Origin of the sequence: Actinoplanes sp. NPDC024001, from assembly GCF_040638955.1 — a bacterium.
Taxonomy (GTDB): domain Bacteria; phylum Actinomycetota; class Actinomycetes; order Mycobacteriales; family Micromonosporaceae; genus Actinoplanes.
In genome coordinates, this window is the sequence record NZ_JBEZZB010000005.1 from 69,793 (window position 1) to 91,063 (window position 21,271).

Annotated in this window: 25 protein-coding genes; 12 read left to right on the forward strand and 13 right to left on the reverse strand. The window is 71.7% G+C overall.

The window, feature by feature from the left end:
* Position 1 precedes the first annotated feature (1 nt).
* Together AB0F81_RS03960 and AB0F81_RS03965 are read right to left on the reverse strand one after the other, a co-directional pair.
* The gene (locus AB0F81_RS03960; protein WP_360190514.1) at positions 2-667 is read right to left on the reverse strand and encodes an HAD family hydrolase; all 666 of its coding nucleotides are present in this window, start codon (positions 665-667) and stop codon (positions 2-4) included.
* The gene (locus tag AB0F81_RS03965) at positions 664-2,838 is read right to left on the reverse strand and encodes a SpoIIE family protein phosphatase (RefSeq protein WP_360190517.1); all 2,175 of its coding nucleotides are present in this window, start codon (positions 2,836-2,838) and stop codon (positions 664-666) included. Before AB0F81_RS03965 ends, AB0F81_RS03960 begins: the two co-directional genes overlap by 4 nt.
* A gap of 309 nt (positions 2,839-3,147) precedes the next feature.
* Here AB0F81_RS03965 and AB0F81_RS03970 point away from each other — a divergent pair, with 309 nt between their 5' ends.
* Positions 3,148-5,541, forward strand: a complete 2,394-nt coding sequence (locus tag AB0F81_RS03970) for a hypothetical protein (protein WP_360190519.1) — start codon at positions 3,148-3,150, stop codon at positions 5,539-5,541.
* Between the two features lie 280 nt (positions 5,542-5,821).
* Here the strand turns inward: AB0F81_RS03970 and AB0F81_RS03975 are convergent, their stop codons facing one another.
* Positions 5,822-6,178, reverse strand: coding sequence for a DUF6401 family natural product biosynthesis protein (locus AB0F81_RS03975; protein WP_360190522.1), 357 nt, complete (start codon positions 6,176-6,178; stop codon positions 5,822-5,824).
* 528 nt (positions 6,179-6,706) lie between these two features.
* Between AB0F81_RS03975 and AB0F81_RS03980 the strand changes: the two genes are divergently transcribed.
* The gene (locus AB0F81_RS03980) at positions 6,707-7,147 is read left to right on the forward strand and encodes a hypothetical protein (protein WP_360190679.1); all 441 of its coding nucleotides are present in this window, start codon (positions 6,707-6,709) and stop codon (positions 7,145-7,147) included.
* On the opposite strand, the gene AB0F81_RS03985 is transcribed toward AB0F81_RS03980, so the two are convergent.
* The gene (locus AB0F81_RS03985; RefSeq protein WP_360190525.1) at positions 7,135-7,344 is read right to left on the reverse strand and encodes a hypothetical protein; all 210 of its coding nucleotides are present in this window, start codon (positions 7,342-7,344) and stop codon (positions 7,135-7,137) included. The two genes, AB0F81_RS03980 and AB0F81_RS03985, sit on opposite strands and share 13 nt — an antisense overlap.
* Positions 7,345-7,465: 121 nt before the next feature.
* Here AB0F81_RS03985 and AB0F81_RS03990 point away from each other — a divergent pair, with 121 nt between their 5' ends.
* A complete protein-coding gene (locus AB0F81_RS03990) occupies positions 7,466-8,161 on the forward strand; it encodes a hypothetical protein (protein ID WP_360190528.1) in 696 nt (231 codons plus the stop codon).
* Positions 8,162-8,320: 159 nt separating this feature from the next.
* Here AB0F81_RS03990 and AB0F81_RS03995 read toward each other — a convergent pair whose 3' ends face one another.
* The 3 genes from AB0F81_RS03995 to AB0F81_RS04005 all read right to left on the reverse strand — a co-directional run bounded on the left by AB0F81_RS03995 (position 8,321) and on the right by AB0F81_RS04005 (position 9,439).
* The gene (locus AB0F81_RS03995) at positions 8,321-8,506 is read right to left on the reverse strand and encodes a hypothetical protein (RefSeq protein ID WP_360190531.1); all 186 of its coding nucleotides are present in this window, start codon (positions 8,504-8,506) and stop codon (positions 8,321-8,323) included.
* Between the two features lie 69 nt (positions 8,507-8,575).
* On the reverse strand, positions 8,576-9,040 hold the full coding sequence (locus tag AB0F81_RS04000) for an SRPBCC family protein (protein WP_360190534.1): 465 nt from the start codon (positions 9,038-9,040) through the stop codon (positions 8,576-8,578).
* A gap of 12 nt (positions 9,041-9,052) precedes the next feature.
* Positions 9,053-9,439, reverse strand: coding sequence for a DUF2795 domain-containing protein (locus AB0F81_RS04005; protein WP_360190537.1), 387 nt, complete (start codon positions 9,437-9,439; stop codon positions 9,053-9,055).
* Positions 9,440-9,511: 72 nt separating this feature from the next.
* On the opposite strand from AB0F81_RS04005, the gene AB0F81_RS04010 reads away from it, so the two are divergent.
* Positions 9,512-11,101 carry an NAD(P)/FAD-dependent oxidoreductase gene (locus AB0F81_RS04010; RefSeq protein ID WP_360190540.1) on the forward strand — a complete coding sequence of 530 codons (1,590 nt, stop codon included), beginning with the start codon at positions 9,512-9,514 and terminating at the stop codon, positions 11,099-11,101.
* Here the strand turns inward: AB0F81_RS04010 and AB0F81_RS04015 are convergent.
* Positions 11,070-11,336, reverse strand: coding sequence for a hypothetical protein (locus tag AB0F81_RS04015; protein WP_360190543.1), 267 nt, complete (start codon positions 11,334-11,336; stop codon positions 11,070-11,072). The two genes, AB0F81_RS04010 and AB0F81_RS04015, sit on opposite strands and share 32 nt — an antisense overlap.
* Positions 11,333-11,509 (reverse strand): hypothetical protein, encoded by a 177-nt coding sequence (locus AB0F81_RS04020; RefSeq protein WP_360190546.1) that lies wholly within the window; start codon positions 11,507-11,509, stop codon positions 11,333-11,335. The genes AB0F81_RS04015 and AB0F81_RS04020 overlap by 4 nt, the downstream gene beginning before the upstream one ends.
* A gap of 163 nt (positions 11,510-11,672) precedes the next feature.
* On the opposite strand from AB0F81_RS04020, the gene AB0F81_RS04025 reads away from it, so the two are divergent.
* Positions 11,673-12,020 (forward strand): hypothetical protein, encoded by a 348-nt coding sequence (locus tag AB0F81_RS04025; RefSeq protein ID WP_360190549.1) that lies wholly within the window; start codon positions 11,673-11,675, stop codon positions 12,018-12,020.
* Between the two features lie 23 nt (positions 12,021-12,043).
* Positions 12,044-12,934: a helix-turn-helix transcriptional regulator gene (locus AB0F81_RS04030; protein ID WP_360190552.1), complete on the forward strand. Its 891-nt coding sequence runs from the start codon at positions 12,044-12,046 to the stop codon at positions 12,932-12,934.
* Here AB0F81_RS04030 and AB0F81_RS04035 read toward each other — a convergent pair.
* The gene (locus tag AB0F81_RS04035) at positions 12,910-13,371 is read right to left on the reverse strand and encodes an SRPBCC family protein (protein ID WP_360190554.1); all 462 of its coding nucleotides are present in this window, start codon (positions 13,369-13,371) and stop codon (positions 12,910-12,912) included. The two genes, AB0F81_RS04030 and AB0F81_RS04035, sit on opposite strands and share 25 nt — an antisense overlap.
* Positions 13,372-13,480: 109 nt before the next feature.
* On the opposite strand from AB0F81_RS04035, the gene AB0F81_RS04040 reads away from it, so the two are divergent.
* The 5 genes from AB0F81_RS04040 to AB0F81_RS04060 all read left to right on the forward strand — a co-directional run bounded on the left by AB0F81_RS04040 (position 13,481) and on the right by AB0F81_RS04060 (position 18,285).
* Positions 13,481-14,686: a glycosyltransferase gene (locus AB0F81_RS04040; RefSeq protein ID WP_360190557.1), complete on the forward strand. Its 1,206-nt coding sequence runs from the start codon at positions 13,481-13,483 to the stop codon at positions 14,684-14,686.
* A 94-nt stretch (positions 14,687-14,780) separates the two neighbouring features.
* A complete protein-coding gene (locus AB0F81_RS04045; protein WP_360190560.1) occupies positions 14,781-15,695 on the forward strand; it encodes an ABC transporter ATP-binding protein in 915 nt (304 codons plus the stop codon).
* Complete coding sequence (locus AB0F81_RS04050; RefSeq protein ID WP_360190563.1) at positions 15,692-16,432, forward strand: ABC transporter permease; 741 nt, start codon at positions 15,692-15,694, stop codon at positions 16,430-16,432. The genes AB0F81_RS04045 and AB0F81_RS04050 overlap by 4 nt, the downstream gene beginning before the upstream one ends.
* A 6-nt stretch (positions 16,433-16,438) precedes the next feature.
* Positions 16,439-17,662: a histidine kinase gene (locus AB0F81_RS04055; RefSeq protein WP_360190566.1), complete on the forward strand. Its 1,224-nt coding sequence runs from the start codon at positions 16,439-16,441 to the stop codon at positions 17,660-17,662.
* Positions 17,659-18,285, forward strand: a complete 627-nt coding sequence (locus AB0F81_RS04060) for a response regulator transcription factor (RefSeq protein ID WP_360190569.1) — start codon at positions 17,659-17,661, stop codon at positions 18,283-18,285. Before AB0F81_RS04055 ends, AB0F81_RS04060 begins: the two co-directional genes overlap by 4 nt.
* On the opposite strand, the gene AB0F81_RS04065 is transcribed toward AB0F81_RS04060, so the two are convergent.
* On the reverse strand, positions 18,282-18,659 hold the full coding sequence (locus tag AB0F81_RS04065; protein ID WP_360190572.1) for a VOC family protein: 378 nt from the start codon (positions 18,657-18,659) through the stop codon (positions 18,282-18,284). The genes AB0F81_RS04060 and AB0F81_RS04065 overlap by 4 nt on opposite strands.
* A 16-nt stretch (positions 18,660-18,675) precedes the next feature.
* A complete protein-coding gene (locus tag AB0F81_RS04070) occupies positions 18,676-19,512 on the reverse strand; it encodes a helix-turn-helix transcriptional regulator (RefSeq protein WP_360190574.1) in 837 nt (278 codons plus the stop codon).
* Between the two features lie 37 nt (positions 19,513-19,549).
* Between AB0F81_RS04070 and AB0F81_RS04075 the strand changes: the two genes are divergently transcribed.
* A complete protein-coding gene (locus AB0F81_RS04075) occupies positions 19,550-20,668 on the forward strand; it encodes an FAD-dependent monooxygenase (RefSeq protein ID WP_360190577.1) in 1,119 nt (372 codons plus the stop codon).
* Positions 20,669-20,705: 37 nt separating this feature from the next.
* On the opposite strand, the gene AB0F81_RS04080 is transcribed toward AB0F81_RS04075, so the two are convergent.
* Positions 20,706-21,209, reverse strand: coding sequence for a hypothetical protein (locus AB0F81_RS04080; RefSeq protein WP_360190579.1), 504 nt, complete (start codon positions 21,207-21,209; stop codon positions 20,706-20,708).
* Positions 21,210-21,271: the final 62 nt, after the last annotated feature.

Here is a 21,271-nt window from a genome sequence, read left to right on the forward strand (position 1 = left end):
GTCAGCCGAGCTGGGCGATGGCGCTGGACTCCAGGTCGCGCAGGAGGTCGGCCGGGTTCGCGTACGTCGCGATCGCGCCCGCCTCGCGCAGTTCCGCGGCGCTGGTGCCACCGCAGGTCACACCGATGCAGGGAATGCCGAGCTTGCCGGAAGCTTGCACGTCCCAGACCGAGTCGCCGACGTACACCGCCCGCTTCGGGTCGACGTCCGACTGGTCCAGCGCCGCCTGCAGGATGTCCGGGGCGGGCTTGCTCTCCTCGGCGTCCGCCGACGAGGTGGCGGCCGCGATCACGTCGTCCGCGCCGAGCACCCGGCGCAGCTGCTGAAGCTCGGCCGCACGAGCCGACGAGGCGAGCACCGCAGCCAGATTCCTCTGAGAAACCGCGCGGAGCAGATCGGCCGCGCCCGGCAGCGGCCGCAACCGCTCCCACCAGGCGCCGTAGAGCACGTCGTGCGCGGTGGTCATCTCCTCGTCCGCGCTGCGGTCCCGGTCCGTGCCGAGCAGATGGTCGAGCAGCTTGTCGGAGCCCATCCCGATGCCGCGGTGGATCTCCGACATCGGCACGTCACGGTCGTGCTGCCGCAGCGCCTCCCACCAGGAGACGGCGTGCAGATAGGTGGTGTCGATCAGGGTGCCGTCGACGTCGAACAGAACTCCGGGCCTCATGCCCTGGCATTACCCGCCAGCAACATCTCGAACCAGACCGTTGATCCACGAACCGTCGGGTCGGTGCCCCACGAGTCGCTCAGCTCCTCGATCAGTCCCAGCCCGCGACCCCGGCTGGCGAGCGTGTCGGTCTGCGCCCGGATCACGCTGCCCCGGGTGCCGGTGTCGGCCACCGACACGAGCAGGCGCTCCGCGTTCAGGTCGATGTGCACCTGGGCCGGGGTGCCCGCGTGCAGCAGCGCGTTCGTCGTCAGCTCGCTGGTGCACAGGATCGCCGCGCCGATCACCGGCTCCGGCACCGACCACTCCCGCAGCCGGGTCGTCATCCACTGCCGCACCCGGCTCGGCCCGGTCGGCTCGGCCGGCACCTTGATCGTCGCGGACCGGCTCATCGCGAGCGCGTGCTCCACCGCGAGCACCGCCACGTCGTCGTCGGTGGTGCCCTCGACCGCGGCGGTGGCCAGCGAACACAGGTTGCGCGGATCCCCGCTCGGCGACGCCGCGGCGGCGGCGACCAGCGCGTCCAGGCCGTCGTTGAGCGGCCGGCCGCGGCGCTCCACCACGCCGTCGCTGAACATCAGGATCGTGTCGCCCGGCTCCAGCACCAGCGAACCGGTCTGCCAGCGGCCACCCAGCCCCAGCGGAGCGCCCGGCGGCACCTTCACCAGCTCGGCGGTGGCGTGCTCGCCGCCCTGCCCGGCGCGGCGCAGCACCGGGGGCGGGTGACCGGCGCTGGCCAGGGTGATCGTGCCGTCGGCGGGGTCGAGCACGCCGTACACCACGGTCACGAAGATCTCCTCGTTGCGCGACTCGGCGCCCAGCGAACCGACCAGCCGGTCCAGGCCGGCCAGCACGCTCGGCGGCGCCGGATCGGTCAGCGCCAGCGCCCGCAGCGCGGCCCGCACCTGCCCCATCACCGCCGCCGCGCGCACGTCGTGCCCGGCCACATCGCCGAGCACCATGGCGAGCCGGCCGTCGAGCAGGTGGAAGGCGTCGTAGAAGTCGCCACCGGCCGCGTTGCCGTCCACGCCGACGTCGTAACGGGCGGCGATCCGGAAGGTGTCGAGCTCGGGGAGGTGCTCCGGCAGCATGCTCCGTTGCAGCAGCTGCGCCGTACCGTGCTGGGCCTCGAAACGCCGCGCCCGCTCCGCGGCCTGGGCCACCAGCTCGGCCGCGGCTTTCAGCAGCGCCCGCTCCGCGGGCAGCCAGGCGTGCGCGTGCCGAAAACCCATGGTCAGCGCGCCGCGCAGGGACGGCGTGCGCAGCGGCAGCACGGCCAGCGAACGGATCCGCCGCTCGTGCCGGTCGGTCGCCACCGCCCGCAGCGGCTCGCCGTCGGCGACGAAACTCGCCCGCCCGCTCTCCGCCGCCGCCACCAGCGGCGCCGCCGGATCGGCGCCGATCCGGCGCCACACCGGTGGGAGACGCTCGTCCGCCTCGTCCAGCATCTCGCCGCGAATGCGGCGAACATAGCGGTACGCACCGCCGTCATCCACCGCCAGCACGCAGTGGTCCAGGTCGAAAGAGGCCATCGCGTACGTCAGGACGACCCGGGTGACGTCATCGATGGTGAGGGCGCCCGCCAGACGAGCGGTCAACTCGCCGAGGCTCTGCAGGCGGTGGATCACCTGGGTGGTCTCGGCGGCCACGGTCAGGACCCCCGCGATGGCGCCGCGCGAGTCGCGGATCGCCGAATAACCCTGCGTGTAGAAGGCGGGCTCGGTGCCGCCCGGCGTGACCGGCACCTGGCTCTCCGGCTCGAGGACCGCGCGGCCGCTGCGATAGACCTGCGCGACCACGTCACCCATGCCGGGCTGGCGCCACGCCTGGCCGAAAGCCTCCTCGGCCGGGCGGCCCATCGCCGTCGGATGCAGGGCGTGCAGCACCTCGGCATAGGCGTCGTTGTAGAGCACCACGAACTCGTCGCCGCAGGTGAGCATCATCGGCACCGGGGAGGCCAGCATCAGCTCGACGGCCGCCCGGACCGCCGGGTCCCAGCCGACCATCGGGCCCAGGGGAGTGCGGGACCAGTCGAGGGCGTGCACCAGCGCCGCACAGCCCTTGCCGGTGTGCTCCGCCCCGACCCCCTGCACGGGCAATGCCGAGATCGCTGACGGGCGCAGCCCACCCGAGCTGAGCCCACCGGAGCCCATCCCTCCCGAGCCGACCATGCGGAAAGCCTATCCCGAGTGGTCCGTTTGTACGATGCCCCACCGGCCGTCCGTCCGGTTATTGACTGGTTGGCGAGCGTTTTTCACGCTCAGGGTGACGCGAAGTGCCAGGTCAGAGGCGATCTTGTGGCGATCGCTCTCGGCGTCGACGGCACACCCGCTGAGTGGCCGACGGGCTGCACCGTCAACGGCCGCGCCGCCGCTGATCCCCGCTGGGGCTGTCGGGGCCGGTGAGATTGTCGCAGGCGCGTGGTACTCCGGAGTCCTATCGTTCGTTGAGGTGGCCGAGCGCCGAGCGAAGGAGGGCGGATGAGCCAGGACGGGCTGAGTCGCGGGCTGAGTGACCTGTGGCGATCAGTGGTGCTGTTCCTGCCATATGCGCTGGCGTTCCTCGCCATCCTGATCGTCGGGTATCTGCTGGCCCGGCTGGCCCGCACGGTCACCGGCAAGGCGCTGCGCCGCGTCGGCTTCGACCGGGCGGTCGAGCGCGGCCCGGCCGGGCGGCTGTTCCGGGGCAACGCGCCGAGCGCCAGCGACGTCTGCGCCCGGCTGGCGTTCTTCGTCGTGCTGCTGATCGCCCTGCAGATCGCTTTCGGTCTCTGGGGTCCCAACCCGGTGAGCGACCTCCTCAACGCCCTGATCTCCTGGCTGCCGCAGGTGTTCGTCGGCATCGTCGTCGTGGTGGTCGCCGCCGCGGTCGCCGGCGCCGCCCACGATCTGATCGTCGCCGCCCTCGGCGACCTCGGTTACGCGCGGGTCCTCGCCAAAGCGGTCGCCGCCATCATCGTCACGCTCGGTGTGATCGCCGGCCTGGACCAGATCGGCATCGCCACCTCGGTCACCCGCCCGCTGCTCATCGCGATCCTCGCCACCGTCGCCGGCGTGATCATCGTCGGTGTCGGCGGCGGTCTGATCCGCCCCATGCAGCAACGCTGGGAGGGTTGGCTCGACCGGGCCGCCACCGAGTCCGCCGCGATCCGCCGCCAGGCCCGCGCCTACGCGGAGGAGCGGGCCCGGCAGGCCGCCGAGGAGGAGGCCCGCAAGGCCGAAGAGGCGCGCCTGGCCGAGGAGGCGCGCCTGGCCGAGGAAGCGCGGCTCGCCGAAGAGGCGCGCCTGGCGGAGGAGGCCCGCCTCGCCGAGGAAGCTCGCCTCGCGGAGCAGGCCCGCCGCGCCGAGGAGGCGCGAGCCGCCGAGGAGGCCCGCAAGCTGGAGGAAGCCCGCCTGGCCGAGGAAGCCCGCCTGGCGCAGGAGCGTCGTGCCGAGGAGGAACGCCGTTCCGACGCCGAGAAATGGGCCCGTGCCGCACGCCAGGCCGCCGAGGACCGTCGTGCTCAGGAGCGCGACGCCGACGTCACCCAGGTGATCTCCGCACCGCCCGGCGAGCGGGTGGCCCCGGTCCCCGGCTTCACCAGCGACCCGGAAGACGAGATCACCACAGTCATCCGCCGAGGCGACGACGACACCGTCGACACGACGGCGTCCGACACGGTCGTCTTCCGCCCGCCCGGCGAGCCGTCCACCTCCCCGGAGAACGCGACGGACACGGTCATCTTCCGCCGAGGCGACGACACCGTGGACACGTCGTCCCCCACCGAGGACGTGACGCAAGCCGCCACATCCGCGCGGGCCTCGACGCCCGAATCCGCCCCCGCCGCGCCCGCCTCCGCCGCGCCCGGCTCAGCCGTTACCGGGCCCACAGCCTCCCGGCAGCCGGCAGCGCCCGAGCCCGCAGCGTCCGCGGCAGCGCCCGAGCCCGCAGTGTCCGCGGCAGCGCCCGAGCCCGCAGTGTCCGCGGCAGCGCCCGAGCCCGCAGCGTCCGGTCCGGCAAGTGACTCTGCGACATCTGAGCAGGGACCGGAGCCAACAGCCGACGCGGCAGCCTCCGAGCCGCCAAGCGACTCGGCGGCGCCCGGGCAGTCGGCGAAGCCTGCCGCCGGCGCGGCAGCGTCTGGGCAGGTAGGTGACTCGGCGGCGTCTGGGCAGTCGGCGAAGTCTGCCGCCGGCGCGGCAGCGTCTGGGCAGGTAGGTGACTCGGCGGCGTCTGGGCAGTCGGCGAAGCCTGCCGCCGGCGCGGCAGCGTCGCCGTCGGCAACCTCTCCGCAGGCAGCAGAGTCGGCCGCTGACTCCGCGGCATCCCGGCAGCGGGACGACGACGGTGTTCCCGCGAGCGCTTCCGGGCAGGCCGGCGGAGACGCGGCTTCCGTCCCAAGCTCTGCTGCATCCAGGCGAAGCGACGACGGCGCAGCTGCCGACGACGGCGCAGCTGCTGGAAGCGCGGCAGGTCTTTCGGGGCGCGGCGGTGATGGCTCGGCGTCGCAAAGCAAGGACGTCGCTGGGGCACAGGGTCGCGGCGCGGCGGAGTCTCCTGAGAACACCACCGACACAGTGATCTTCCGGCGCGGCGGCGACGCTGCCGACACGTCTGCGGCCGGCGAGGAGACGACTGACACGGTGATCTTCCGGAGCGGTGACGACGACACCGCCGACACGACGGTGATCACTTCGGGGTCGGATGTGCGGGAATCGAGCCTGATCCGCATCCCCGGACCCGACCGTTCGGTAGTGATCGAACCCGCCGACGAGGCCGACCGCACGCAGGTGGTTCCCCTGCCCGGCGCAGAGAAGGCCCACGACGAGCAGGGCGTTCCTGACGACGAGCCACCCACCGATCCCGGACCCGGCAGCGACCGGCGCCGAACGTAGTCATCGGCTCCGGCGGTCGTTCTGGCCCTCGGCTCGGCGACGGCCGAGGCAACGGCGACAGCGACCCTGGCCGCCGGTGCCGCTGCCGGACGGGACCCTGGTGGTGAATCCGGGTCTGTCGGGTTGCTCGGGAATGACTGAGGGCCGGCACCGGGTGTCCGGTGCCGGCCCTGTGGCTGGTCAGTTACTACGTGGGCTGGTCAGTTACTGGGTGGCTGGTGGACGGCTGAGGGGCGGGAGCGGGTTCCGGCCGGTGGGTGCCGGGTGGGTGGGGTTCGGGTCAGCGGGAGGTCGGCAGCGTGCGGGCCAGCACGCAGACCGCGAGCAGGCGGCGCAGGACCCAGTCGTTCTCGGTCCAGTCGATCGTGCCCTCGGGGGCGGTCCAGCCGTGCTGGAAGGCGGCGTCGCGGACGCCCTCCGCGTACGCGGCGAGCAGGATCGCGGTCAGCGGGCGCTCGTCGGCGGAGAGGCTGTCCCGCACGCCGGCGGCGTGCTGGTCGATCACGGACATCAGGCCGGGGTTCTCCTGCGCGGCGGCGAGGCCGCTGACGCCGACAGCGGCGGTCAGGTCGGCGAGCGAGGCGTGGGCGGAGCGGTGAGCAGCGCGGGCGGCGGCGTTGCTGAACAGGCCATTCATGAGAAGAAACGTTATGGAGCTTCGGGTAGCCAACGGTTCTTCGTACCGTTGCAGCTCGGTTGAACCCACCCGGTCTGCGTCAACGCCCGAGATCCACGTCCCGGCCGGAACTCGCTCGCGATCGCTGGATCGCTCCGGCCCGTTGGGGGTGCCGGGAGGCAACGAGGAGGTTCGGGGTGGTGATTCGGAGGTATTGAGGCAGCGCTGGAGAGCAGCGGCCCGGCATGGTCGGCTGTCAGCGTGGTGAGAGCGACGCGGGCAGCGCGGTGAGGCGGCCGCGGGGGAACGCGCGGGAAGGGGACAGGGATGGCGAAGGCTGAGAAGTGGGCCAGCGGCCCGGACGCGGAGCGTCAGCCGGTCAGCGGGCTGGGAGGGGAACGCCACCGGCTCACCCGGCCGGATGCGGAGCAACAGCGAGCCGCCGAGCTGGGTGCGGAACGCCAGCACGGAGACGGGCCGGATGCGGAGCAGCCGCGGGACGGGCGGGGTGCGGAGGACCAGGTGGACGGGCAGGGTGCGGAGCGTCAGCTGGTGGAGGGGCCGGATGCGGAGCATCGGCGGCCCGAAGGACTCGATGACGTGACCGTCCAGGCGCTGGGGAAGCTGAGTGAGGCGCTGGAGACGGTGGAGCGGGTGCGGGGGCACCTCTACGCCATGCATCAGCTCACCGGCACGGCCGACTTCATGCTCGACGAGGCGGTCTCGCTGTTCATGCAAGCCGGGCACACCGAGATGGCGGACCGGATTCAGCGTGAGCTGATCGGGCGCAACGTCATCCCCGGGCACTGGACGTTCCAGATCGTCGAGGCGTACGACGACGGGTACTACGCCGAGTTCCGCGACGTGGAGCGGGACGCGCGCAACCAGCTGGCGCAGGGGCGACGCCACCTCTACGAGGCGGAGTTGAAAGAGCGCCGGCGCACCCATGGGCGGCCGGGGCATGAGGCGCTGCCGGGTTACTCCGGGTAGTCGGCGGGTGTGGGCCGGCGGCGCTGGGCGTCGTCCGCGATGATCACGGTGGCGACGACGAGAGACACCACGATGGCGAAGAACCAGGACGCGTCATCGACCAGCTTCGCTGCCAGGGGAGCCTGGAAGGCGGCGAGGAGAAAACCCAGCCACGCGAAGCGGCGCTGACGTTCGGACAGAAAACCGGCAGATCGCACTCGGACAGTCTGGCTCGATCAGGACGGATCGCCGTCACCCGTTCGGCCGATTCTCCGTTGTCCGATGGTGCCCACCGCCTTGCGTCGCTGTCGCTCAAGCGCTCTTGCCACAAGCCTGTCCGTGCTGGTCGCGGTGGTCGCGACGGCCGCCTGCTCGGCGTCCGAGTCGCGGCCGCCGCAGCCGGCGCCGCCGGCGCCGGACCGCGTCCTGGCCGGTCCGCTGCAGGGCCGGACCGGGGCGTGGCTCACTCTGGGTGACGCAGCCAGTCGCGTACGGGTACAGCTCGCCTCCCTCCCCGGCCAGCTGTACCGGATCAGCACCGGCCCCGATTCCGGTGTGGCGCCGGTGGTGAACCGCCGCGGCGGACGGATCCTGGTCCGGCTGCGGGGGACCGGCGCCGACGGCCCGGACGAGGTGCGGATCGTGCTGAACCGGCACGTCCGCTGGGACATCCGGTTGCCGGCCGGCGCGGGCGAGCAACAGCTGAACCTGCGCAACGGCCGGGTGAACCGGATCGACCTCGGCGCGTCCGGCCTGGCCGAGGTGTGGCTGCCGGATCCGGCCGGCACGGTGCCGGTGACCTTCACCGGTGGGACCGGAACCGCCGTGCTGACGGCGGACACCACCGCCCCGTTCAAGATCCGTTTCACCGAGGGGGCCGGGTCGGTGAAGACGCCGTGGGCGGCGAACAACGGCACCGCGGCCGGCACGGTCCTGCGCGAACGGGGCTACGCCCACGCCGCGAACCGCTACCAGATCCGCTCCGAGGGCGGCGTCGGCCAGCTCATCCTGCGCCGGGCCGACTCCGCCGGCTGAGCAGGCCGACAGCGCGGCCAGGGGCGCGTCGGCGCCATGGGAGGAGCGGGCCGGGAGCGCAACCGCAAGGGTGAGCCCGGCGGCCGGGTGACCAGAGTGACTGGCACCCGGCGGGCCGTCGATGCCACGGAACCTCGCACGACCGTACAAAAAATGGTTTTAATGCGGACCGCTTCGGCCTGTCGTGCTCGGCCGCGGATCGGCCTCGGCCGGCTCCTGGCCGGTGTCGTTGTCGCTCGGGTCGTTCTGGCCGTCGGTGTCCCAGGTGGCCATCGCCTTGTTCAGCTCGTCGAGCGGCAGCTTTTCCTCGTCGCGCCAGACGCCGTCGTTCTCACGATCAGTCATGGTTGATCGGGTACCCGGGGGCGGGAAAGCGAAACGGCCGCCCGAAGGCGGCCGTCTCGTCATGGATGATCAGATACCGGGCCGGTCCACCTGGCCGCGCCAGGCGCCGGTCTCGATGCCACCGCGGCTCTCGATGAACTCCTTGAACCGGTGCAGGTCGCCCTTCACCCGGCGGTCCACGACGCCGAGCTTGTCACCGGCGGTCTCGACGAGGCCCTGCGGGTCGAAGTCCATCTGGACGGTCACCCGCGTGTGGTCGTCGTCGAGCCGGTGGAAGGTGACCACGCCGGCCTGCTTCTCGCCGCCGGTCGCGTGCCAGGCCACCCGCTCGTCCGGGAGCTGTTCGGTGATCTCCGCGTCGAACTCGCGCTTGACGCCGGCGATCTCCGTCTTCCAGTGCGTGTGGGTGTCGTCGATCTGCTTGATCTCCTGGACACCCTCCATGAACCGAGGGAACTCCTCGAACTGGGTCCACTGGTTGTAAGCGGTCCGTACCGGGACGTTGACATCAACGAACTCGGTAACCGTACTCACGTGGTTCTCCCTTCACTTGCTGGCTTCCCAGACTTGCGCGACGTTCTGGTAAACCGTCCCCTCAGGGAGGCGGGCCAAACGTCGCATCACTTCGTCCGGGGCTTCCAAGGTCCGTGCCGACCCCTCCAGCGCGGCCCGGTCACCCGGGAACGCGGACAGGCCGAGATAGGTGCCGAATCTGCTGAACGCCTCACCGTGGGCGCTGCCGACCCCGTCGGGTACTCCGCGGCCGTAGCCGCCTTCCGGCACCACGGTCACCTCCGGCTGGTCCTCGCCGGCGGGCTCGGGCGTCTTCCATTCCTCGGCGCGTCCTCCAGCGGTTCCGCGGACGTTGCCGCGGGTCTCGCTCTTCATCTGCTCGTCGAGGATGACGCCGTGCTTCGTGCTTCCCCGTTCCATGATTGTTCGAGTGCCCGGCGACCGCCGGACTAAACGGTGTTTTCCGGAGCATCCGCTGGGTAGCGTGCGGTAGTGGAGACTGTGGATGCGATCGTGATCGGAGCCGGGCACAACGGGCTGGTGGCAGCGAACCTGCTGGCCGACGCGGGGTGGTCGGTGCGCGTCCTGGAGGCCACCGCGGACCCGGGCGGCGCGGTCCGCTCCGGTTACGTGACCGCCCCCGGTTACCTGTCCGACCTGTTCAGCTCGTTCTATCCGCTGGGGTACGCGTCGCCGGTGATGCGGTCGCTGCGCCTCGGCGAGCAGGGCCTGCGCTGGACACACGCCCCGGACGTGCTCACCCACCTGCTGCCGGACGGCCGCGCCGCCACGATCAACCGCGACCTGGCCAGGACCATGGAGTCGATGGAGCGGTTCGCTCCGGGCGACGGGGAGCGGTGGCGGCATGCGTACGACGACTGGCGCGACGTCTCCACCCCGATGCTGGACACGCTGTTCACCCCGTTCCCGCCGGTCCGTGCGGGGCTGGGGCTGGCGGGCCGGCTCCGGGTGGGCGGCTCACTGCGGTTGGCCCGGCGCCTGGTGCTCTCCGCCCGCGAACTCGGCTCGGAACTGTTCCGCGGCGAGGGCGGCAAGGTGGCACTGGCCGGCTGCGCCATGCACACCGACCTCTCGCCCGAGGAGGCCGGCGGCGGCGTGTTCGGCTGGCTGCTGATCATGCTGGGGCAGGAGCACGGCTGGCCGGTCCCGGTCGGCGGCGCCCAGGAGATCACCACCGCCCTGGTCCGCCGGTTGACCGAACGCGGCGGCGAGATTGTCTACGACGCGCCGGTCAGCCGGGTTCTGGTGGCGCGCGGCAAGGCGATGGGCGCGCGCACCGTGGACGGCCGGGACTGGCGGGCCCGGCGTGCGGTGATCGCCGACGTGCCGGCCCCGGCGCTCTTCCTCGACCTGGTCGGTGACCGCTGGCTGCCGTCCCGGTTCGCCGAGGACCTGGCCCATTTCCGGTGGGACGGCGCGACCGTGAAGGTGGACTGGGCGCTGCGCACCCGGGTGCCGTGGAAGAACCCGGCCGCGGCCGGCTCCGGCACCGTGCACCTCGGCGCGGACCTCAACGGCCTCACCCGGTTCGCCGCCGACCTGGCCACCGACACCATTCCCCGGAACCCGTTCCTGCTGCTCGGGCAGATGACCACGGCGGACGAGACGCATTCGCCGGCCGGCACCGAGTCGGTGTGGGCGTACACGCACCTGCCGCACCGGGCGTCCTGGTCGGCCGGCGAGATCGACGAGCACGTCGGGCGCATCGAGAGCGTGGTCGAGGAGTACGCGCCCGGATTCCTGGGCCAGGTGGCCGGCCGGCACGTCTACTCGCCGGCGGACATGGAGCAGACGAACCCGTCACTGGTCGGCGGCGCGCTCGGCGGCGGTACGTCGGCCGCCTTCCAGCAGCTCTTCCTGCGCCCGATCCCGGGCCTGGGCCGGCCGGACACCCCGGTGGACCGGCTCTTCCTGGGCAGTGCGTCGGCGCATCCGGGCGGAGGTGTGCACGGGGCGCCGGGGGCGAACGCGGCACGGGCGGCGCTCGCCCGGGACCGGGCGCTGACCGGGAAGCTCTACCGGGCGGCGATCAACGGTGCACACCGGATGATCTACGCCTGAGCAGCTGCCGTCGCCGGACGGTCGCGGCGCGCAGAGCCGGCCACAACCGCAGGCGGCGGGAGCTGTCGATCGACGCGATCAGCTCGGCGAGCTCGCGGCGCTCCTCGCGCGGCACCATCGTGATCACGATCAGGACCGGCAGGGTGGCCGCGCTGATCTCCACGATGAGCAGGAGCAGCACCAGGACGGCGACGACGGCGAAGACGGTCAGGTCGAGCACGTCGGCGGCGCTCATAGCAGCGCGCCGGCGAGGGCAGCGACCACCAGCAGCAGCGCGGCGACGATCGCGAGCGCGGCCACCGTCGCGGCCGCGGCGGCGCGCAGGAGCGCGCCCATCGGGACGAGAACGGTTCTGATCAGGCGGAGCGAGAGGAGCAGGCAGGCGGCTGCGGCGATGAGATAGATCAAGCTTGGTTGGCTCGATAACATGTCGGACCCCCGTCCGAGACCACGGTGGTGGTGCAGGGAGAAGCGGTGACGGCTCTGTCATCCGTTGCGACGCGGCGCTTGCTTCGAATATGCAAGTCGGCGGAGCGCACTTGCAATGCAGCGTTCAGCTTCTGAAAGTCCCATGGCGATCTCCGCTTGCAGCCAACTGGCAATTGGCCATAAGGTTTTCAGCCAGATAGCACCTGGATTGCACCCCATCGCGGCGCTAAGCTATACGGCCGTGACCAAAAGCGAAATTTCCGAAAAGGCGGACACCGCCCTATCCGTCGAGGTTCTGGCGGCTTCGTGCGTAACAGGCACGTGTCCGACGGTTTTTGCCACCAACCGCGGCACCATTCTCGTGCAGGGCTACACGGTATCGAGTGAAGCGGCGTCGGCCGCCGGCGTCACTCTTCCGGAGGGTGAACAACTCGTCGAAATTCCCGCGGAACTGCTCGCCCAAGCCCTGGGTGCGACCGCGCGGGGGTGACCGCGAAGGAGGGGGCCGGACTGATGTCCGACAACGGGGAGTCCGGCACCCCTCGACCGAGTTCGAGTGAGGTCGGCGGACGGATCAGAGAGCGCCGGGAGGAACTGCGCCTCACCGCACAGGCTCTCGCTGAGCGGGTTTCGATGAGTCAGGCGAAGATCTCCCGAATCGAAACAGGCCGCAGTTCCGTCACTCCCGAGGACGTGCGCCGGATTGCCGACGCGCTGCAGATGTCGCCGGCTGAGGCTGACGAACTGGTGAAGCTCGCTGTCGCCGTCCGCGGAGCGGCGGAACGGCCTCCGGAGCCGTCCCTCACGAGTTCCACCCTGGCGAAGAAACAGATCGAAGTAGGCAGGCTCGAGCGCGAAGCGCGGGAGATCCGGGTATTTCAGCCGACCGTTGTTCCGGGGCTGCTGCAGAACAGCGGTTACGCCGAGGCCGTGATCGGGACCATTCAGCGGCTGATGACCGCGGTCCACGGCGACCGGGTGCCCGCCGCTCTCATGAACGCCGTGGCCAGGCGCCTCGACCGTCAGCAGATCCTCGCCGCCCCCGACAAGAGGTTCTTCTTCCTGCTGATGGAGTCCGCGCTCAGCAACCGCCTCAGCACTCCCGAGGACCAGCTCGCCCAGATCAAACGGATCCGCGCCATCGCCGCCCAGCCCAACGTCTGGCTCGGCATCATCCCCGCCGACGCCGTTCTCGGCGAGGCCCCGCTGGTCGGCTTCGAGTTGCTCGACGACGAGTGGCTGATGATCGACCTGGTCAGCGCCTCGACGACCTCCCGGTCACGCGCCGACATCCGGATCTACCGGCAGTATTTCGACAGCATCGCCGTCAACGCGGTGACCGACATCGACCCGATCCTCGACAAGTACGCCGACCTCTTTCACCGCCTGTCCGCGCCCCGCTGAGTCCGGTCCCGCTCGGCGATGTCGGCGAGCCGCCGTAGCGTCTCGACATTGCGCCGGTGCAGGATCAGATCGTTGACCTTGTTCTGGACCCAGCGCAGCGGACCCGCTTCGAAGTCCTCCTCGATGACCACCCTGGTGGCGTGGTCGCCGACCGGCTCCAGCCGGATGTCGACCACCGCCTCGCCCAGCGGCCACAGCCCGGCGTTCAGCCGCAGCCGCCGGTTGGGCGTGCAGGTGAGCACCGTGGAGGCGTCGTGCAGGGAGAGCGGCCACGGGCCGGCCTTGTGGTGCAGTTTCGAGCCCGGGCTGGGCCAGGACTCGTCCACGTTTCTGATGTGCACCGTGCCGACCACCCAGTCGCTGTAGGTCCAGCCGTCGGCGAGGACGGCGAACACACGATCGGGTGGGGCCTGAACCGTACGCGCAACTATCGCCACGGCACCCCGAATACCCTGCTTGCGACGCTCGTAACGATCCAGCCATGTTTACGTATGGGGGACTCGGGCAACTGGCACCGCGTACTCGATTCCGGCTGGAGGAGACCCCGTGCGAATTGCGATGATCTCCGAGCACGCCAGCCCGCTCGGCGCGGGCGACCAGCACGCCCACGTCGCCGAGCTCTCCGAGGCGCTGGCGGAGCTCGGCCACGACGTACGCGTTTACACCCGGCGGGAGGACCCGGACGCCGCCGAGGTGGTGCTCACCCCGAGCGGCGTGCGGGTGGTGCACGTCGCGGCCGGCCCGGCCCAGCCGGTCCCGGACGATCTGCTGCTGCCGCACATGGGCGAGTTCGCACGGGTGCTCAGCGAGCAGTGGCGCGAGACCGATTGGGTGCCGGACGTCGCGCACGCCCACTTCTGGACCAGTGGCCTGGCCGCGGTGACCGCGGCCCGCCAGGTCGGCATCCCGGTGGTGCAGTCCTTCCATGAGCTGGGCGCCGCCGAGTCCGGCGCGGGCACGCCGGGTCCGTCCCGGTCCGGCTACGAGCGCGCGCTCGGCCGGGCGGTGGACCGGGTGGTCGCACAGACCCAGGACGAGGTACGCGGGCTGGTCCGCATCGGTGTGCCGAGGGCGCGCCTGTCGATCGTCCCGGCCGGCGTGAACAGCGACCGGTTCAGCCCCGACGGCCCGGCCGTGCCGCGTGACCCGGAGCGTCCCCGCATCCTGTCCGTCGGCAAGCTGGTCGAGCGCAAGGGGTTCGGTGACGTCATCCAGGCGATGCGTTACGTCCCCGGCGCCGAGGTGGTGGTGGTCGGCGGCCCGCCGGCCGAGCAGCTGCCCGCCGACCCGGGCGCCAAGGTGCTGCGGGCGCTCGCCGAGCAGTTCCGGGTGGCCGACCGGTTCCGGCTGGTCGGGGCGGTGCCGCGCAACGAGATGCCGAACTGGTACCGCTCGGCGGACCTGCTGGTCGCCACGCCGTGGGAGGAGCGCTCCGCCCTGGAGGCGATGGCCTGCGGCGTACCGATCATCGGCACCGCTGAGGGAGCGCTCACCGAGACCGTCGTGGACGGCCTGACCGGCGATCTGGTGCCGGCGCGCGATCCGCGCGCGCTCGGTGGCGCGCTGCGCCGCCTGGTCAACGACAAGGTGCGCCGGTTCACCTACGCCACGGCGGCGCTGGACCGGGCCCGGCAGGCGTACTCCTGGAAGCGCGTGGCCGCCCAGGTCGGCTCGATCTATTCGGCGGTAGCCGGCCTGCGCCGCGGTGGCAGCGGCAGCAACGCCGAGGTGAACACCGAGGCGGTGGCCTAGACACCGGTGGAGGCCGGCATCCACCGATCGGTTGATCGCAGCGATCGCTCGCTGGTGGAATCGGGCGCCCCGGCGTCTACGTGACGCTGGGTGCATGCCAGTCATCGAAGTCAGGAACCTCAGCAAGAGGTACGGCGAAACCGTCGCCGTCCGGGACGTGTCCTTCACGGTCGAAGCCGGCGAGATCTTCGGGATTCTCGGCCCGAACGGCGCCGGCAAGACCACCACGGTCGAGTGTGTGGCCGGGCTGCGGTCGCCGGACGGCGGCGAGATCACCGTCCTGGGCCGGTCGCCGCGTGATCCGGCCCTGCGCAAGCTGGTCGGTGTGCAACTGCAGGAGAGCGAGCTGCAGGAGAAGCTGACCGTCCGCGAGGTGCTCGAGCTCTACAGCGCGTTCTACCCGCAGCCGGCGGACTGGCGCGGGCTCGCCGGCGACCTGGGTCTGGGCGAGAAGCTGAACACCTATTTCGGCAAGCTCTCCGGCGGTCAGAAGCAGCGGCTCTCGATCGCGCTCGCGCTGATCGGCAACCCGCAGATCGCGATCCTCGACGAGCTGACCACCGGCCTCGACCCGCAGGCCCGCCGGGACACCTGGGAGCTGATCTCCGGGGTCCGGGACCGGGGCGTCACGCTGCTGCTGGTCACCCATTTCATGGAGGAGGCCGAGCGGCTCTGCGACCGGATCGCGGTGATCGACCGCGGCGAGGTGGTCGCCCTGAACACCCCGGCCGGCCTGGTCGAGCAGACCGCCACCGCGGATCAGACGATCCGGTTCCGCCCGTCCGCCCCGATCGAGGACGAGCTGCTCACCTCGCTGCCCGAGGTCAGCCGGATCAACCGGCACGGTGACCGGATCGAGGTCGTCGGCACCGGCAACCTGCTGCACGCGGTCACCTCGGTGCTCGCCTCGCACGGCATCGTCGCCGTCGAGCTGCGCCTGGAGCAGGCCACTCTCGACGATGCCTTCGTACGCCTGACCGGCCGCACCGCAGAGGAGTCCCCGCGATGAACGTCTTCGGCAAGCTCGTCGTGACCGAGTTCCGCACCGCGCTGCGCGAACCCATGTACTTCTTCTTCGCGGCCCTCTTCCCGCTCGTCCTCATCATGATCCTCGGTGCGATTCCGTCGTTCCGGGAGCCGAATCCGGACCTGGGCGGCCTGCGGGTGGTCGACGTCTACGCCGGCATCGTGATCGCCCTGAGCATCGCCATGATCGGGTTGCAGGGCATGCCCACCGTGCTCGCCAACTACCGTGAGAAGGGCATCCTGCGCCGGCTCGCCACCACCCCGGTCAGCCCGATCGCGCTGCTCGGCGCCCAGCTGGCGTTCTCCGCGGTCACCGTGGTGTTCTCCTCGATCCTGGTGTTCGTCGTGACCGGGATCGTGTACGACGTACCGTTCCCGGAGTCGCCGCTCGCGTTCCTGTTCGCCGTGTTGCTGGCGGTCATCGGGGTCTTCGCGGTGGGCCTGCTCATCGCGGCGGTCGCGCCGAGCGGCAAGGCGGCCAACGCGATCGGCCTCATCCTGTTCTTCCCGCTGATGTTCCTGGCCGGCCTCTACGCACCGCGTGAGGTGCTGCCGGACGTGGTGCAGCGGATCGCCGACTTCACCCCGCTGGCCGCCGGCGAGCGCCTGATGCACGAGGCGATGACGGGTCACTGGCCGAACCTGCTCTCGGTTACCGTGCTCGTGGGATACCTGGTGGTCTTCGGGGCCGCCGCGGCGAGGCTTTTCAGGTGGGAGTGACGCACCATGGTGGACCGCGAGGTCTGGCGCACCTGGCTGCCGTTCGGGACGCTGGCCGTCTCGCTCGGACTGGTGATCGCCGCCCAGGACACCCCGGTGCCCCGGCAGAGTTTCTGGGTCATCGGCCTGGTCGTCGCGCTCACCGCGGCCTGGGTCCTCTGGTGGGTCACTCTGCACCCGCACTGGGACCAGCGCCCGCGCCTCATGCTGGTCTTCTTCGTCGGCCTGCTGGCCTGCAACGCGCTGCTGATCTGGAGCAGCCCGCTCTTCGGCTTCTTCACCTGGACCGGTTACATCTTCGCCGGCTACGCGTTCCGGGGCAGGTGGCGGGTCGTCGCGGCGGCTCCGGTGGCCGCCCTCGCGGCACTCGCCCAGGTCGGCGGCATCCCGACGGTCGAGCCGGCCGGCGGCGGGCGCGTCTTCTACGGGATCGCCGTCGTGATCAACCTGTTCATCGCGGGTGTCATGCTCCTCGCCGAGAACCGTGCCGAGCAGAACAGCCTCCGGCGCGACGAGATGCTCGAGAAGCTGGAGGCGGCCCTCCGGGAGAACGCCGGACTGCACGCTCAACTGCTGGTGCAGGCGCGGGAGGCGGGCGTGCTCGACGAGCGGCAGCGGATGGCCGGCGAGATCCATGACGTGCTGGCCCAGGGTTTCACCGGCATCGTCACCCAACTCGAGGCGGCCGACGCGGCCACCGGCCGGCCGGACGACCGCCGGCGTCACCTGGACACCGCGAAACGGCTGGCCCGCGAGGGTCTCGCCGAGGCGCGCCGTTCGGTGCAGGCGCTCCGGCCGCAGCACCTGGACGGCGCCGCCCTGCCCGACGCGCTCGGCGAGGTGGTGGAGAGCTGGACCGAGATGACCGGGGTGCGGGCCGAGCTGGTGACGACCGGGACACCCCGCCGGCTGCTCCCCGAGATCGAGACGACGCTGCTGCGCACCGCACAGGAAGGGCTGGCCAACGTGGCCCGCCACGCGGACGCCGGCCGGGTCGGGCTCACCCTTTCCTACATGGAGGACGTGGTCACCCTGGACGTGCGCGACGACGGCGCCGGTTTCGACCCGGAGCACCCCCGGGAGGTCTCCGACAGCGGCGGGTTCGGGCTGCACGCCATGCGGGAACGGCTGTCCCGCATCGCCGGGACGCTCGAGGTGGAGTCGGAGCCGGGCATGGGCACGGCGATCTCCGCCTGCGTGCCGGCGATCGCGGTCGGGGGGACGGCGTGATCGGGCTGGTGATCGTCGACGACCATCCGGTGGTGCGCGACGGGCTGCGCGGCATGTTCGCCGGTGACGACCGGTTCACGGTGCTCGGCGAGGCGGGCGACGGCCGGGAGGCGCTCGCGGTGATCGACGCGGTCGGCCCCGACGTGGTCCTGCTCGACCTGCGGATGCCGGTGATGGACGGGGTCAGCACGATCCGCGAGCTCAAGGCGCGCAAGCCGGCGATCCGGGTGCTGGTGCTCACCACGTACGACACCGACAGCGACGTGCTGCCGGCGATCAGGGCGGGGGCGACCGGATATCTGTTGAAGGACACCCCGCGGGAGGATCTGTTCCGCGCGGTGCTGGCCGCGCACCGCGGCGAGTCGGTGCTCTCCCCGGCGGTCGCCGGCCGGTTGATGGGCGAGCTGCGCTCACCCGCGAAGGAGCCGCTGAGCCAGCGTGAGCTGGAGGTGCTGACGCTGATCTCGCGCGGCTGCACCAACCGGGAGACCGCCGGGCGGCTCTTCATCAGTGAGGCGACGGTCAAGACGCATCTGCTGCACGCGTACACCAAGCTGGGCGTCCGCGATCGCGCCTCGGCCGTCGCCGCCGCGTTCGAACAGGGCCTGCTGCGCCGGGACTAGCGGGGTTCCCCGCGATAGGTGCCGAAGCTCCAGAGGTTGCCTTCGGGGTCGCGTGCCCTGAAGTCCCGGGAACCGTAATCGGTGTCGAACGGCTTCCGGGTGATCTCCGCGCCGGCCGCCACCGCGCGGGCATACAGCGCATCGATGTCATCAGCGACCACGTATGCCCCGAATGTTCCGGGCTTGAGTGGCCACGGATTGTCCGGGGCCTCGCGAACCGAGCCGAGCATGATGCCGCCGCCCAGCGGCCAGGCCAGTTCGCAGTGGTCCACCCGGTCGCCTTCGCCGTGCACGACCGTCTCGGTGAACCCGAACGCGTCCACCAGGAAACGGATCAGGGCTCGGGCGTCGTTCGCAACCAGCGTGGGCCACACCTGTGGCGAAGGTGAGTCAGTCATGAAACTCATCGTCGCCGGGTAACAGCGGCAGGGCTTGGACGAAACCGAACTCGTCGGCCAGCCACTGCGACGGCGCGCACCCGGCGAACGCCTGGAAGTCGCGGACCAGATGGGACTGGTCGGCGTAACCGTGCGCGGCGGCCACGTCGGCCAGCCGCCGATCCGGCCGCACCGACCGCCTGGCCCGGTCGAAACGGGCGACCCGGGCGGTCTCCTTCGGCCGCAACCCCAGCTCGGCCCGGAACCGGTCGGTCAGATATCTCCCGCTCCACCCCACCTCGGCGGCCAGGTCAGCGATGGGTACGTCGTGCCGCAGCAGCCTGCGGAACGCGTACCCCACCTGGTCGGGACCGTGACCGTCGCGCAGCAGGCCGCCCAGCACGGTGTCCAGGACCGCGAAGCGGGCCGGCCAGTCCGCGGCCTCGCGCAGCCGCTCCCGGGTCTCGCCGACGAACCGCTCGCCGAGCACCGCGGTCGCCTCCACGTCGAGGCCGGCGAGTTCGCCGGCGGGCAGGCCGAGCAGCGCGCGGCAGCCGATCGGGTGCACCGCGACCTGCACCCCGGACTGGCTGCCGTCGTGGGTGATGACGGCCGGGCCCAGGTGCAGGCCGCCGACCAGCGCGCGATAGGCGCCCGGGGTCTGCCGTCGGTCCGGGTGCGCGGCGATCACCAGCGGATCGTCCAAAGTGAAGATCAACGTCAGGTACGGCGACGGCAGGCCGCGATGCCGGGCGGGCGGCAGGCCCTGCTGCCGGTAACCGGAGTAGAGCGCGACGAACGGCCGCAGGTGGGCGGCCGGGCGGGCCTGCGCGTACTCGTCGAGCACCATGTGTTCGAGTGTCCCCCGATGATGCGAAGATCGTGGCATGTCGCGCGCGGTGATCATCGGAGCCGGAATCGGTGGGCTGGCAGCCGGGGTGGCGTTGCAGCGCCGCGGCTGGGACGTGACGGTGCTGGAACGGGCCGCGAAACTCGACCAGGTGGGCGCCGGCTTGGCCGTCGCGCCGAACGCGCTGAGGGTCCTCGACGCGCTCGGCGTCGGCGGGCGCCTGCGGGAACTCGCCGCCCTGCAGGGCGCGGCCGGCATCCAGCGTCCCGACGGCGGCTGGATCTCGCGGACCGACGCCGACCGGGCCACCGCTCGTTACGGCGAGCCGGTCATCGTGGTGCACCGCGCGACGCTGGTCGACGTGCTCACCGAGGGCCTGGCGCCGGGCGCGCTCCGCCTCGGCCTGCCGGCCGAGGACGTCGACCCGGCGACCGGGCAGGTGGTCACGGCCGACGGTTCGCTCACCGCCGATCTCGTGGTCGCGGCCGACGGACTGCGCTCCCCGGTACGGGCAAAGCTCTTCCCCACCCACCCCGGTCCGGTCTACACGGGTGTGACCAGCTGGCGGATCGTGGTGCCGCACCCGGGCGGGACGCTCGAGCCGGCCGAGACGTGGGGCGCCGGCAAGGTGTTCGGGGTGGCCACGCTCGGCGACGGCCGGGTCTACTGCTATGCCACCGCGCCCGCCCCCGCCGACGGCCGAGCCGACGACGAGCAGGCCGAGATGCTGCGCCACTTCGGCGGCTGGCACGAGCCGATCCCGTCGCTGATCCGGGCGGCCACCGTGGTCACCCGCACCGACATCCGCTGTCTGGACGAGCCGTTGCCGCGGTTCCACGCGGGCCGGGTGGCGCTGCTCGGCGACGCGGCCCACGCGATGACGCCGAACCTGGGCCAGGGCGCCTGCCAGGCGATCGAGGACGCCGCGGTGCTGGCCGCCTACGCCGGTGACCTGGATCGGTACACCGCCGAGCGGCTGCCGCGCACGTCGGCGGTGATGAAGGCCTCCCGGCGGATCGCCCGCATGGCCGGCCTGAGCAATCCCGCCGCCGAGTGGCTGCGCAACACCGGCATGGCGCTGGCCGGCCGGCTCGGTCCCGACCTGGTGCTGCGCCAGATGGACCCGGTTCTGACCTGGCGTCCGCCGGCCGTGTGAAGTTCGGGCGCGCGGCGCACCCGAACTCCACACGAGGTCAGGCGGTCAGGGCCTGGGCGAGCTCGTCGCGGAACGACCGCTCGTCCTCGGTGACCGTCTCCGAGCCGATCCCCAGCAGCCCACCGGTCGAGGCCGCCCCGACCACCGCGTCGGCGATCTCCAGCAGCCAGTGCCGGTAGGTCTCGGCGTCGGCGAGCGACGCCTTCGTGGACAGCAGCGTCGCCGCCTCACCGGCCCGGACCAGCACGTCCGCCGCGTACCCCGCGGGGTCGCTCGGCTCGATGACCGGCGGCTCCTCGCCGATCTCCGGGTCGCCGGCCTCGGCGACAGCCGCGGCGGCGACCGCGGAGACGAGCCCGCTCGCCGAGGCGCGGGCGTCCGAGATGCGGTCCAGCCCCGCCGCGCTCTCGGCGCGGGTCTTGCGGGCGCTGTCGGGCGTGGCGGCACTCGCCGCGGTGAGCACCGACTGTGGCAGGCCGGTGAGCAGCCCCCACTCAGCGTCGGTGAAACCCAGCTGGGCGTAGAGCGGTTCGTCCGTCACTCGCGGATCCTTTCCGATCGGATGGCCGACAGCATTCTTACCTACCCGACCGGCACATGATC